The following is a 13,729-nucleotide window of genomic DNA, read 5'->3' as shown; positions in this document are numbered from 1 at the left end:
TGTTGCTTTGTTGCATTTCGTGACCAACAATCGCGCAAAGTTATGGAAACTCAGATGGCGTCCAAGAAAAGTCGGCGACACGACCTTATTCAACAGGTTGTTCAAGAACAGGGAGGCGTGAGTGTGGGCGCGCTCGCCGACATGTTCGGCGTCTCGATGCAGACGATCCGGCGCGATCTTGATCTGCTTTGTGATGGTGAAACCCTCCACCGCGCGCATGGGCGCATCGAGCTTGCCGAGGGCCGCCGCAATACACCGTTTGACCAGCGGGCGGGCACCAATCTTGTAGGAAAGCGCGCTATTGCCAATGCGGCGGCGGCGATGATCCCCAATGGGGCAACGGTCTTTATCTCCATCGGCTCTACCGTGCTCAGCGTGGCGCGGGCGCTGCATCGCAAAAGGGAATTGACCGTCGTCACCAACAACCTCAGCGCTGCCATGGCGCTGAGCGAAGAGATTTCCAATCGCATCATCGTTCCGGGTGGGGAACTCCGGTTGCCAGACCGCGATTTTGTAGGCGAGGAGGTGGTCGAGTTCTTTGGTCGTTACCGCGCCGAATTCGCCCTCTTTGGAACGGCGGGGATCGGAGCGGAGGGCGAGTTGCTGGAGTTCCATCAAGCCGAGGTGCGGGCCACCGACCGCATGTGGCAGAACGCGCGAACATCCATCCTTGTGATAGATCGTAGCAAATTCGGGCGTCTGGCCCCCGCCGTTGGCGGCAATATTGCCCAGATCGATCATATAATCTGCGACCGCGCGCCAGCCGCGCCGTTTGACCAACTGGTCGAGCGTCTGGGAGGCCGGATCACATTTGCAGAGGACATTGGCTGATGTCGGATGCGTTTGTAGACGTGCGAGAGGTCGCAAAGCGTTGGAAGGGGCAGCTTGGCGTCGAGCGGGTTTCCTTGTCGATCCCGCGCGGATCGTTTGTGGCCCTGCTTGGGCCATCTGGTTGCGGAAAGTCGACCACTTTGCGCCTGCTCTCGGGGCTGGAACTGCCGGATGCGGGGCAGATCTTGATTGATGGACGGGACGTGACCACGGCCGCACCGTCTGAGCGAAATCTGTCGATGGTGTTTCAGTCCTACGCGCTCTTTCCACATCTCAGTGTCGCGGAGAATGTGGTTTTCGGGCTCAAGGTGCGCCGGGTGCCTGCGGCTGAGCGGCGGGAAAAGTTGCAACGCGCCCTCGAGATTACCGGATTGTTGGGGTACGAGGCACGTAAGCCGGGTGAGTTGTCCGGGGGCCAGCGGCAGCGCGTGGCGCTTGCCCGTGCCATTGTGGCGAACCAGCCGCTTTGCTTGATGGATGAGCCTCTGTCGAACCTTGATGCCAAGCTGCGGGCGTCCGTGCGTAAGGATATCAAGAAACTACAGGTCGATCTGGGTATCACCGTCATCTACGTGACCCATGATCAGACCGAAGCCATGAGCATGGCCGATATCGTCGTGTTGATGAAGGACGGGCGCATCCAGCAAACCGGCGCACCCGAGGACCTGTATTACCGCCCTGCCAATACATTCGTCGCCGAATTTGTCGGCTCTCCGCCGATGGCATTGATTGATAGCGCGACGCTGCCCGGTTTTGAGGGGGCTGATAAAATTGGCCTGCGCGCAGAAAGTTTGCGTTTGGCCGGTCCGGGCAAGGGGCGCCTGAAATGCCGCGTCTCCGAATGTGAATTCCTCGGGTCAGAGACCTTCGTAGGGCTGACACATCCCGGTGCGAATGGGTTGGTGATCGCGATGCCGGGATTGCGGAACATCCCAGCCGGAGACGTGCTCGACATAGATTTTGCCGATGAGGATCTGCACTTCTTCGACACAGAAGGAAACAGACTTCGGCATCCGAATGGCGTGACGGCGTGAGGTCACGTTGGAAATACCGTGTTTAATTCTTGGGAGGACATCATGAACACCATCAGAAAGATCACTCTGGCCACCGCGTTGGCGACATTGACTGCCGCGCCGGTGGCTGCGCAAACCGAATTGACGATGTATTACCCGATTGCGGTTGGCGGCGCGCTGACCGAGGTTGTTGATGGCATCGTCGCCAAGTTCGAAGAGGCCAATCCGGATATCAAGGTCAACGCGATCTATTCGGGCAATTACGACGACACGCGCGTCCGTGCGCTCTCGGCCATTGCCTCGGGGGAGTCTGCGCAATTGGCGGTGATGTTTTCCATCGACGCCTATGACCTGATCGAGCAGGGCCAGATTGTGGCCTTTGAGGATATCGAAGGCGTCGACCAAGGCTGGCTCGATAGCTTTTATCCCGCGCTGATGGCCAATGGCCGGATCGAGGGCAAGACATGGGGCATCCCGTTCCAACGCTCGACCATCGTGGCCTATTACAACAAGGACATGTTCCGCGCTGCAGGTCTTGATCCAGAGGCCCCACCGGCCAGCTGGGACGAGATGGTGAGCATGGGCAAGGCCCTGACCAAGGATGGCACCTATGGGCTGATGATCCCCTCGACCGGCTATCCCTATTGGATGTTTCAGGCGCTCGCCATCCAGAACGGCAAGGAGCTGATGTCCGGCGACGGGCTGGAAACCTATTTCGACGACCCGGCAGTCGTCGAAACGCTGGAATTCTGGAAATCGCTCTCGACCGAGCATGGCATCATGCCGACTGGCACAGTTGAATGGGGCACATTGCGTCAGGCCTTTCTCGAAGGGCAGACCGCAATGATGTGGCATTCCACCGGCAACCTGACGGCGGTCAAGAACGAAGCCAGCTTTGATTTCGGGGTGTCGGTGCTTCCGGCGAATGTGCGGCCCGGCTCGCCCACCGGCGGCGGCAATTTCTATGTTTTCGAGGACACAACCGCAGAAGAGCGCGCCGCAGCCCTCAAACTGATCGCGTTCATGACTGCACCCGAACAGGCGGCGGAATGGTCGATTGCCACCGGCTATATGGGCGTGTCGCCTGCGTCCTATGAAACGGAGGCGCTCAAGGCTTATACCGCAGAGTTCCCACCGGCTCTGGTTGCGCGCAATCAGCTTGAGAACGCGATTGCCGAATTCTCAACTTTCGAGACGGCGCGCGTGCGTGATGGGCTCAATAACGCCATTCAGGCGGCCTTGACGGGCGGCAAATCGCCCGCCGATGCACTGGCCGAGGCGCAGGAGGCTGCCGAGCGGCTGTTGAAAGACTACCGGTAATTTGTCGCCCGGTGATCCTTTTGTCGACGTCGGGCTTGGGTCTGGCGTCGACATTGACTGTATAAAAGGCCGAACATGGGGCAGCACGTGAATATAGAACGCCGCAGACAGGCGATATACGGATGGCTTTTGCTATCCCCCGCCGCAATCCTGCTTACGGCTTTTGCGTTTTATCCCTCTATGGCGACGTTGTGGACAAGCCTGTTCAGCCGCGAAACGCGGCGCAAACCCAGTGAATTCGTAGGCACAGAGAATTACACGGATCTTTTCGCCGATCCGACTTTTTGGAAGGTGGTGACGAACAACCTGATCTATGCTGGCGCAACAATTCCGATTTCCATAGCGATTGCTCTTGGCATGGCGCTTTGGGCCAATTCCAAGATCCCGGCACGCGGATTCGTGCGTACCGCCTATTTCACGCCGACCGTGCTACCGATGATTGCCGCCGCAAACCTGTGGCTCTTCTTTTACACGCCGGGATTGGGCGTTCTGGATCAAATTGGGGCGCTCTTTGGCTTGCCGTCGGTCAACTGGCTGGGCCAGCCGGAAACTGCGCTTTGGGCGGTGATTATCGTGACGATCTGGAAGGAGGCGGGGTTCTTTATGATCTTCTACCTTGCCGCGCTTCAGACCATCCCCGAAGACCTCAAGGAAGCTGCTGATATCGAAGGGGCCAGTCGCTTTACCTATACGCGCCGGATCGTGCTGCCGCTTTTGATGCCGACTACGCTTTTCATCATGGTCAACGCCCTGATCAACTCGGTCAAGCTGATCGACCACCTCTTTATTCTGACCAAGGGCGGCCCAAACGACGCCTCGAAGCTGATCCTCTATTACATCTGGGAAATGGCGTTCGCCTTTTTCGATGCGCCGCAGGCGGCGGCGATGACTATTCTTATTTTGCTCGTTCTTGGCATCGTGGCGGGGATCAAGTTCACCATTCTCGATAAGCGGACACATTACCAATGAGCGTCCTGTCCCGACATCTTGAGACTTTTGGCGCGCTTTTGCTGGCCGTGATTTGGATCTCGCCGCTGGTCTTCGCTTTTTGGGCGGCGTTTCACACAACCTCGGATGCGGTCAATTTCAACCTGACCGCGCCATGGACGCTGGACAACTTTCGCACCGCTTGGGCGGGTGCGCCGTGGCTGAAGTATTTCCTCAACACATTTCTTTTGGTGACGGTCATCCTGATCGGACAGTTTTTTGTCACGACATTGGCCGGGTTCGCCTTTGCACAGGTGCGGTTTCCGGGGCGGGATGTGGTGTTTCTTCTGGTCTTGATGCAGCTCTTCATCCTGCCAGAGGTGTTGATCGTCGAGAATTATGTGATGGTTTCGCGGCTTGGTCTGTTCGACACGATCCTTGGGGTGGGCATGCCCTATATGGCATCTGCCTTTGGTATCTTTCTGATGCGGCAGGCCTTTAAGGGTGTGCCTATTGAGCTGCATGAAGCGGCACGTGTCGAGGGCTGCGGCTGGTTCGGCATCTTGTGGCGGGTCTATGTGCCCCTCGCGCGGCCCACTTACCTTGCCTATGCGCTGGTCTCGGTCTCGACCCATTGGAACAATTTTCTCTGGCCGCTGATTGTCACCAACTCGCCGGATACTCGGCCTCTGACCGTGGGGTTGTCGATCTTTGGCGCACCCGAGAATGGGGTGAATATCAGCGTGATTTCCGCAGCGACAATCCTGTCAGTGGCCCCCTTGCTCGTGGCATTCCTTGTCTTTCAACGCCAGTTCGTACAGGCCTTTTTGCGCACAGGGATCAAGTAAACATGGCGCGGTTTCTCCATCTGTCCGATCTTCATGTCGTCCCCGAGGGGCAGTTGGTCTCTGGTCGGCTCGACACGGGCCGCTTGCTGCAAGAGGCTGTGGACACGCTCCGCACACGGCTAGATGCGATTGGGCCGGTAGATGCGATCCTTGTCACTGGCGATCTCAGTGAGGATGGCAGCGCCGAGAGCTACGCGATTGCGCGCCGGGAGCTCGAGCGACTGGGACACAGGTTGCTTGTGGTGCCCGGCAATCACGATGGTCGAGAGACGTTCAGAGCTGCGTTTTCCGACCTGCCCGAAATAAGGCCGACCGGCCTGATCGACTGGGTTGCAGATATCGCAGACACGCGCGTCATTGGTCTTGATACGTTGATAGAGGGCAATGGCGGCGGCATCTTGCGGGCCGAAAGTCTTGCGTTCCTTGACCAAGCGCTTGCAGAGACGGGCGGAAGGCAGGTGGTGGTGGCATTGCATCACCCGCCGCTCCGCACGGGTATCCGGTTCATGGATGCCATAGGGCTTGAAAACCCCGACGCCCTGCGCCTTGTTCTGGAGCGGCATCAAGCTCCGATCTGGGTTTTGTCGGGGCATGTGCACGGTGTTTATCATGGTCTTTTAGGGCGGCATCCGGTCGTGACGGCACCATCCTGTTGCAGTGCATTTGCACTGGACCTGCGTCAGGAGGCGCCAGTCGGCTTTATGACAGGTCCTACGGGTTGCGGGCTGATCGATACGGGCCCAGGCGGCGTCTGGACAGAACTGCCGCTGCGCCATGGGGATGGGCCTTTTGCGTTCTGAGGCGTATCCGCACTGGCGCGAAGCTGGTTAGCCTGCGGTAAAACGCGGACTGGACCCTTAGTCGCGCCTGCGCGATGATGCGGATAAAGCGAAACCTGTGCGTGACCATGGAGAGCACGGTCGCATGGAACAAACCGGATCTGACCGCCTCAAGATCGTGCTTCTGCTGCTGGCGGTAGCCGGTCTGCTGTTGGGGCTTGCGCTCTATTTTATGGGCGAGGTCCGCTTAGCCAAATTCCTCTGGATTGCCGGGGTTGCGCCCGCGCTCGTCGCACTTGTCATCGAGATCCTCCGCAGCTTACGCCGGGGTGAGGTCGGGCTCGATATCGTTGCCGCGCTTTCTATGTCGGCGGCGCTTGCCTTTGGCGAGACACTGGCAGCCGCGGTCGTCGCGGTGATGTATTCGGGCGGCACATTTCTAGAGTCCTTTGCAGAAGGCCGTGCGCGGCGAGAAATGCACGCTTTGCTGTCCCGCGTTCCGCGCACAGCGACGAGACACCGAAGCGGTGGGCTAGAGGATATACCTCTGGACGAGATCATACTGGGTGACAGGCTGTTGATCCGGCAGGGGGATGTGGTGCCGGTTGATGGCACTCTGGCGTCAGAGACTGGTTTTGTTGACACATCGGCGCTGACGGGCGAATCCCTGCCGGTGCGGCTTGTGCGCGGGGCCGAGACCATGAGCGGCGCGACCAATGCAGGCGAGGCCTTTGACCTCATAGCCTTGCGCCCCGCCAAAGATAGTACCTATGCCGGGATCGTCCGGTTGGTTGCCGAGGCACAGGCATCCAAGGCACCGATGTCCCGGCTGGCGGACCGCTGGTCGCTTGGGTTTCTTGTGGTGACGGTTGCAATTGCCTTTGCCGCGTGGTGGTTCACCGGGGATCCGATCCGGGCGGTCGCAGTTCTGGTTGTGGCCACGCCTTGTCCGTTAATTCTTGCTGTGCCGGTGGCACTGGTGGCGGGCCTCTCTCGTGCTGCGCATTTCGGGGTGCTGATCAAGGGTGCGGGACCGCTTGAGACAATGGCACGTATCCACACGCTGATCCTGGATAAAACCGGCACCCTGACGGATGGTCGCCCGCAAATCGTGTCCATCGCCTGTCACAGTGACAAGAGCGAGGATGAAATCCTGCGCTTGGCCGCAGCGCTAGATCAGGCGTCGAAACATCCTGTGGCGCAGGCCATCGTTGCGGCGGCAAAGGCGCGCGGTCTCAGCTTGCCTGTGCCCTCAGAGGTGGTGGAGCTGCCCGGTGAAGGGCTAATTGGCCATGTCGCGGGGTGCCGGGTTATTGTGGGTGGGGATGGCTTTGTTGCGTCGCGCATCGCGGGGCAATCGGGGGGCCCGTCCAGCATGGCCGCTGGGGCTGTTCTTGTCGCTGTGGCGATTGACGGACGTTTGGCCGGGCATCTGGTGATGTCCGATCCGCTGCGCGAAGGCACGGGCGCGATGCTGGACAGGCTGCGGCGAGAAGGGGTTGAGCGTATTCTGCTTGCAACGGGCGACCGCGCCGATGTGGCCGAGCGTGTGACCGAGGGGCTTGGGCTAGATGGTCTGCGGGCGGGTCTCACGCCTGATCAAAAGGTGCTGCTTGTTCTTTCCGAGCGCAAGCGCGGCCCGGTGATGATGGTGGGGGACGGCGTTAATGACGCGCCGGCGCTCAGCGCCGCGGATGTGGGTGTCGCCATGGGGGCGCGGGGTGCGGCCGCATCTGCCGAGGCGGCAGATGTGGTGCTTCTAGTGGATCGTATCGACCGGCTGGTGCCGGGGATCGAGATTGCCCGCGCGGCTCGCCGGATCGCAGTGGAAAGCGTTGTTGCCGGGATCGGCCTATCGGTGCTTGGCATGATCGCCGCGGCCTTTGGCTATCTCAGCCCGGTGCAGGGTGCCCTGTTGCAAGAGGCGATTGATGTTGCCGTCATTTTGAACGCCCTGCGCGCGCTGCGCATTTCCCCTGTTGACGCGCCCCTTGCGTGACCGTGGGCCGTCCAAATTCATGGGTTGGGTTCGAGGTCCCCGGCCAACAAATCCTTGAGCCTGACACGTTGAATTTTGCCCGACGGCCCTTTGGGTAACTCGCCAAGAAAGTATATGTGATCCGGGCTTTTGAATGCCCCAAGCCGGTCTTTGCACAGTGTCAAAAGGGTCTCAGCCGTCAGTGTCGAGCCGGGCCTTAGGGCGACTGCCGCCTCGACCCGCTCGCCGTAGCGCGGGCAAGGACAAGAGAAGGCCGCCGCCTCGACCACATCGGGATGCGCATAGAGCACCTCGTCGATTTCACGCGGCGCAATATTCTCACCGCCCTTGATGATCAACTCCTTGAGGCGTCCGGTAACAAAGAAATACCCCTCGGCGTCTTTGCGCCCCAAATCGCCTGTGCGCAGCCAGCCATCGGGTGTGAAACTGGTGCGCGTGGCCTCGGAATTGCGGAGGTATTCCAGCATCACATTGGGGCCTTTGACGATGATTTCACCCTCTTGGCCGGGGGGGAGCGGGCGCATATCCGGCCCCGCGACCTCGGCCTGATTGCCATAGGCGATACCCGGAGAGCCAATCTTGCGCGTGCCGGGTGGAAGGGGGTTTGACAGGATTTGCGCCGCCGTCTCTGTGAGGCCCATCGTCTCGACAATGGGCACATCGAACCGAGCTTCAAAAGCCGTATGTACCTCGACCGGAAGCGGAGAGGAGGCAGAGCGCCCGAACCGAAGCCGTTTGCGCGTCTCTGGGTCTGGTCCTGTTTCCCCATGCAACAGATGCGATACAATGGTGGGCACGACCGAAAACCAAGTGGCCCGTGTCTCGGCTGCCTGCGCCCAGAACCGGCTTGCAGAGAACCGTGCGCACATGGCCAACTGTCCCCCCGACACAAGCGATCCCATCACCGATACGCAGAGGCCGTTGATATGATAGACAGGTAAGACACATAGCCCAGTATCCTCTGGCCCGAGATTATGGGCGATGGCGGTGGTCCATCCCCCGGCCAAAAGGCTGGCTTGGGTGTGCACGACCCCTTTGGGGCGCCCGGTCGTACCCGAAGTATACATAAGCAAGGCGTGGTCGTCGGGTGTGACGGGATGCAGGACAGTGTCTGGCGCGGCCGCAGTCAGGCTGAGGACGGCAATGCGCCCGCCGGGATTGACGCTCTGGAATACCGCCTGTTGGGAGGGATGCACCAGAGCCACGCGCGCCCCGGAATGGTCGAGCGCATAGCCAATCGCCTCTGCCCCGGCGACGAGGTTTATCATCGTGGCGCGAAATCCGCCGTAGAGGGCACCATAGATCGCTTCGATCGCCGCCTGTCCGTTGGGCTGCATGATCGCAACGCTTTCGCCCTTGGCGATGCCCTGTGCGGTCAACATGCCAGCGATGGCGCGGGCCCGGTCACGCAGACCGGGCCAATCCAGCGCCGTGCCTTCATCAGGAAAGGACAGTGCCGGGCCGCCCGCCTCGGCGCGGGCATCGACCCAGTCCCGTAGCGTGCCCTTGGGCGGTGTGTCCCGGCACAGCCTCATTGGCCTGCCACCCGCCAGTAATCAGCGAAAATCTCGTCGAGTGTCGGCTCTCTTGGGGGGATTTCACGCACGATCTTGGTGGTTTGCAGGAAATGTCGCCAGTTGAGGTTGTCGTCGATGGAATTGCCGCCCCAGCCTCCGCAGCCCATCGAGAGTGAGAAGGGCATGCCGTTGTTAAAGGCACCACCTGTTGCAAAGCAATGCGCCTGATTGACGATCACCCGGCAGGTGGGCAGCGTGGCCCCAAGATGGCGTGCGCGGCTGTCATCAGCGCTGTGCAGGCCAACGGAATGACCCGCTCCCTGATGGGTAAGGATGCGCTCGACAAGAGTGGCCGCATCTTCGAAATCCGCGGCGCGATAGAGCGCGAGAACAAGGCTCAGCTTCTCGCCCGAAAGGGGGTGATCGGGCCCGATATCCCGTGTTTCCACCGCAACAAATCGGGTTCCCTCTGGTACCCGCCCCGAAAGGCCAAGCGCCTCAATCATGCGGGGGGCGTCCTGTGCAATCACTGCGCGGTTGAGATGGCCATCGGGCCAGAGACGCGCAACGATTTCATGCGAATTGCTCTCGGGGATCAATGCGCCGCCTTCGCGTGCCAAAGCTGCGACAAAGGCGTCATAGACCGCATCCACCACCACCACCGCATTTTCCGAGGAACAGGAGGTTGCGTTGTCAAACGTCTTGGAGGCTGCAATCTTGGCTGCCGCTGCCGTCAGATCGGCGGTTTCATCCACGATGACACATACATTGCCAGCACCGACGCCAATTGCAGGCGTGCCGCAGGTATAGGCGCGGCGCACATTGTCCTGACTTCCGGTCACAACCACCAGATCGGACAATTCCAGCATCCGCTGCGTTTTGGCCTTGGAGCCCGGAGCGGGCACCATCTGCACCAGATCGGGGTTTGCCCCGATCTTGGCAAACTCGGCATGGATATGCTCTAGCAAGCGCTCGCAGGTCGGCACCCCTTTGGGTGAGGGCGACAGCACTATGGCATTGCCACATTTGAGCGCATTGATGATGTTGTTGGCCGGGGTGGCCCCCGGATTGGTCGAGGGCACCACGGCACCGACGACCCCGATGGGACGCGCGATTTCAGTAATCCCTGTTGTCGGATCGTCACGGATCACACCGAAGGTCTTAACCCCGGAAATGTCGCGCATGAGCCCAAGCGTCTTGCGGTGGTTTTTGGTGATCTTGTCCGGCACATTGCCGATGCCGGTGGTGGCCACTGACAATTCCGCCAAGGCACGGTTGCGGGTCGGTTCCATGATCGCCCAGGCTGCGGCTTGCGCGGCGCGGTCATAGCGCTCTTGCGACCCGCCCGCCTCATAGGAACTTTGCGCGGCCCGAGCCTTGGCCATAACGTTTTCGACAGCGGCGATATCACCTTCAGCGCTCATGTGGTGTTCCTTATTGGGGTGGATGCAGGGCATGCCGGGGGCTGCCCTGCTTAGGTAGGCTTTGCGTCGGGATCAAAGCCCGGCCAAGAGTTTCTCGAGTGTCTTCTGACGGGCAGCCCACATCTCGATCACCTCTTGCCGCGTCATGATCTTGATCGGCGATCCGCCCGCCTCCATTTGTTTCATGACATTGGGATCGGCGAACATGGCTGGCATCACGGCAGCCAGCTTGTCTATTGCCTCTTGAGGGGTGCCTTTGGGGGCCATGATGCCACGATAGTTCACGCTGGAATCGTCGATGTCATAGCCCGCCTCTTGCAAGGTGGGCACATCGGGCAGGAAGCTGCTGCGCTCGGTGTCGAATACACCCAAAATCTTCACACTGCCCGCATCGGCGGCACGAAAGGCGTCCGACAGGTTGTTGATGCCGCCCATGACCTCTCCGGCGATCACGGCCTTCATGGCACCGGCACCGCCAGAATTGTTGGGAATATAGGCCAGTTTGACCTCGGCGGCTGCTTCGAGTTGGAGCGCTGCGATATGGTGCCCCACAAACAGGCCTGCCCCCGAAAAGGTCAGTTTGCCAGGGTTCTCTTTGGCCCAGGCCACCACATCTCGCATCGAGTTGAATTCACTGTCGGCACCCACGATGAAAACTGCCGGATCAGCACCCCAATTGGCAATCGGCTCAAAACTGTCGGCGCTGTATTCGACCCCACCTTCGATGGACTGCGCGATGAAATGCGGGATGTTGTAAACGCCAAGCGCGTAGCCATCCGCCTCTGCCTGCGTTGCCAGCCAATTCCAGCCGACACGCCCGCCTGCGCCGGGTTTGTTTATGATGGCGATAGGTTGGCCAAGCGTGTCTTCATTTCCCGCCGTCATCGTCACGATTCTGGCCTGAAAATCGGTGGCTCCCCCGGCGCCATAGCTCACCATCATCATCACGGGGCGGTCTGGATAGTCCTGTGCCACGGCGGGGGACGCCGCGAGCAATAGGGCCGTTGCCAACCCTCTGAGTATCTTGGTCATGGTCTTCTCCTCCCTTGGTTTTGATTTTCCGGATCGCTCCGGCAGTTCTAGAAAAACAGGCCCCGTGGCGTGAACACGCTGAGCAGCTTTGCAAAGAGCAGATACATCACGAGAATGAACCCCGATGTGATTACCGCCCGGCGCATCCAGCTTTTGATGTCGCGATGCGGGGCGGGATCGTAGAGGCTGAGCAGTGCAAAGAAGGCCAGTGCGCTGCCGCTGTAAAATCCGAGCGTTTCAGCGGCCCAGAAGATATAGACACTTGCCACGACCAGCCCCGGCAGGATGTTGAGAAACATCGTGCGGCCAATTCCTGTTCCGGCGCGCGACAGGCCCATAACCGCACGACCAAAGGTCCAGAGTGCCAGCACGACAAAAACGCTTGAAATCAGCCTTGGAAACAGGAACGCCTGTGCCGGCTGCTGCGTAAAGCTGACATAGCAGACCCAGAGGCCAAGGGCGGCGATAGCCCCGGACGGGATGACATGTTGCCACTGTCTCATGCCTTTGCCTCCTTGGCCTGATCGGCGCGGTCCTGGCGACGTTGCAGAACCTCCATCCAGGCCGAATAGGCGACAGAGGCGATCACGATCAGGATCAGCGCGATATTCAGCGTTCCGCCAAAGAAGTAACTGAACCGTCCATCGGTCGCGTCGGCGATCATCGAACCTTGCGTGAAATTGGCCTCGGCGATTGGTCCCAGAATAAGACCCAGCACAAGCGGTGCGGCGGTAAAGCCGAACCGCTCTAGAAAGAACATGCCAATGCCCAATGCGGCCATCACATAGACATCGCCCATCGAGTTTTGAACTGAGTAAGAGCCAAAGACAGCCAATCCCAGCACCACTGCGGCCATGACATATTGCGGCACCTGCGCCACCCGCGCGGCAAGACCTGCCACGTAAAGGCCAAAGATGCACATCAACACCTGCCCGATGAGCATCGAGTTGATAAAGGTCCAGGCCACATCCGGGTGATTGTCGAAAAGGTCGCTACCCGGAAAAATCCCGTGGATAAGCAAGCCCCCCAAGAGCACCGCCGCTGTCGGGCTACCGGGCACGGAGAGCGTCAGGAGTGGCACCAGCGATGGTCCGACCATCGCGTTGTTGGCGCTTTCTGCGGCGATCACGCCTTCAGAGTGACCCTTGCCGAACTTCTGCCGCTCCGGGCTAAACTTCTTGGCCTGATCATAGGCCACCAGCCCGGCGATCTGTCCTCCGATACCCGGAATGAGGCCGATTATAGACCCGATAGCTGTCCCGATGCTCAGCGCGCGCCAACGGCGGATGACTTCACGCATTGCCTTGCCGATGGGGTGTTTTTGTACAGCGATCACATCGCTCCCGGCTGGCTGTCGCCCTCTCGCGAACATCGCCAGCACCTGTGGAATGGCAAAGAGCCCGATCAGCGCGGGCACAATGCTGATCCCACCTGCCAGCGAAGGGTGAACGATAAAGCGCTGTGCGCCCATGATATCGTCAAAGCCGATGGTCGCGAGCCACATGCCCATGCAGCCCGAAAGCAGCCCTTTGACGACCGAGTTGGTATCCAGCGTGCCGATCACGGTCACGCCGAGTATGGCCAGCCAAAAGAGATGCGATGGCCCAAAGGCGAGCGCCCATTTCGCCAGCATCGGCGTGAGAAAGATCAGCAGTAGAACACCAAAAATGCCGCCCGCCGCCGAGGATAAAAACGAAAGTTGCAACGCTTCTGCCCCACGGCCCTGCGTAGCCATTGTATGCCCGTCCAGTGTCGTTGCGATATTGGCGGGCGCACCCGGGATCTTGAGCAGGATGGCACTGACCGCACCGCCCGCAACGGTTGAGGTATAGGCCGCCCCAAGCAGAATGAGACCATGAGCTGGCTCAAGTCGAAAGGTGAACGGAATGAGCAAGGCTACCGCCATGGTCGGCGAGAGGCCCGGAGTGGCCCCGAGGATCAGCCCGCCGATCGTGCCGCCCAAAAGCAGCATGAAGGCCATAGGCGTAAAGACCTCTCCGAAGTAGTAGATGAATTCCAACGCGCACCTCCCGTTGCGG

General features: G+C 59.9%; 12 protein-coding genes. 7 read left to right on the top strand and 5 right to left on the bottom strand.

Translation table 11 applies throughout. The features are described from left to right. Nucleotides 1-54 precede the first annotated feature (54 nt). The 7 genes from RAK1035_RS03740 (at nt 55) to RAK1035_RS03710 (ending at nt 7,717) form a co-directional block, all read left to right on the top strand. Entirely contained in the window at nt 55-831 is a 777-nt protein-coding gene (locus tag RAK1035_RS03740; RefSeq protein WP_037297008.1) for a DeoR/GlpR family DNA-binding transcription regulator, read from the top strand. After that, the gene (locus RAK1035_RS03735) at nt 828-1,865 is read left to right on the top strand and encodes an ABC transporter ATP-binding protein (RefSeq protein ID WP_037296832.1); all 1,038 of its coding nucleotides are present in this window, start codon (nt 828-830) and stop codon (nt 1,863-1,865) included. Before RAK1035_RS03740 ends, RAK1035_RS03735 begins: the two co-directional genes overlap by 4 nt. Before the next feature lie 42 nt (nt 1,866-1,907). Beyond that, nucleotides 1,908-3,164, top strand: a complete 1,257-nt coding sequence (locus RAK1035_RS03730; protein WP_008279588.1) for an ABC transporter substrate-binding protein — start codon at nt 1,908-1,910, stop codon at nt 3,162-3,164. A gap of 75 nt (nt 3,165-3,239) precedes the next feature. Further along, nucleotides 3,240-4,133 (top strand): carbohydrate ABC transporter permease, encoded by an 894-nt coding sequence (locus tag RAK1035_RS03725; RefSeq protein ID WP_037296830.1) that lies wholly within the window; start codon nt 3,240-3,242, stop codon nt 4,131-4,133. Next, nucleotides 4,130-4,939 carry a carbohydrate ABC transporter permease gene (locus RAK1035_RS03720; protein ID WP_008279586.1) on the top strand — a complete coding sequence of 270 codons (810 nt, stop codon included), beginning with the start codon at nt 4,130-4,132 and terminating at the stop codon, nt 4,937-4,939. The genes RAK1035_RS03725 and RAK1035_RS03720 overlap by 4 nt, the downstream gene beginning before the upstream one ends. Before the next feature lie 2 nt (nt 4,940-4,941). Then, a complete protein-coding gene (locus RAK1035_RS03715) occupies nt 4,942-5,739 on the top strand; it encodes a phosphodiesterase (protein ID WP_008279584.1) in 798 nt (265 codons plus the stop codon). Between the two features lie 124 nt (nt 5,740-5,863). Next, complete coding sequence (locus tag RAK1035_RS03710; RefSeq protein ID WP_008279583.1) at nt 5,864-7,717, top strand: heavy metal translocating P-type ATPase; 1,854 nt, start codon at nt 5,864-5,866, stop codon at nt 7,715-7,717. Between the two features lie 17 nt (nt 7,718-7,734). On the opposite strand, the gene RAK1035_RS03705 is transcribed toward RAK1035_RS03710, so the two are convergent. From RAK1035_RS03705 to RAK1035_RS03685, 5 genes are all read right to left on the bottom strand, one after another. Then, the gene (locus RAK1035_RS03705; protein WP_008279582.1) at nt 7,735-9,252 is read right to left on the bottom strand and encodes an AMP-binding protein; all 1,518 of its coding nucleotides are present in this window, start codon (nt 9,250-9,252) and stop codon (nt 7,735-7,737) included. Then, nucleotides 9,249-10,658: an acylating sulfoacetaldehyde dehydrogenase gene (gene sauS / locus RAK1035_RS03700; protein WP_037296828.1), complete on the bottom strand. Its 1,410-nt coding sequence runs from the start codon at nt 10,656-10,658 to the stop codon at nt 9,249-9,251. Before sauS ends, RAK1035_RS03705 begins: the two co-directional genes overlap by 4 nt. A 72-nt stretch (nt 10,659-10,730) precedes the next feature. After that, the gene (locus tag RAK1035_RS03695) at nt 10,731-11,690 is read right to left on the bottom strand and encodes a tripartite tricarboxylate transporter substrate binding protein (protein WP_037296827.1); all 960 of its coding nucleotides are present in this window, start codon (nt 11,688-11,690) and stop codon (nt 10,731-10,733) included. A 47-nt stretch (nt 11,691-11,737) separates the two neighbouring features. Further along, on the bottom strand, nt 11,738-12,193 hold the full coding sequence (locus RAK1035_RS03690; protein WP_008279579.1) for a tripartite tricarboxylate transporter TctB family protein: 456 nt from the start codon (nt 12,191-12,193) through the stop codon (nt 11,738-11,740). After that, nucleotides 12,190-13,710, bottom strand: a complete 1,521-nt coding sequence (locus RAK1035_RS03685; protein ID WP_037296826.1) for a tripartite tricarboxylate transporter permease — start codon at nt 13,708-13,710, stop codon at nt 12,190-12,192. Before RAK1035_RS03685 ends, RAK1035_RS03690 begins: the two co-directional genes overlap by 4 nt. Between the last annotated feature and the right edge of the window lie 19 nt (nt 13,711-13,729).

The organism is Roseovarius sp. AK1035, from assembly GCF_003288315.1.
GTDB lineage: Bacteria > Pseudomonadota > Alphaproteobacteria > Rhodobacterales > Rhodobacteraceae > Roseovarius > Roseovarius mucosus_A.
Note: the sequence above shows the minus strand (reverse complement) of the source record. Positions and strands in the feature narration are given on the sequence as shown.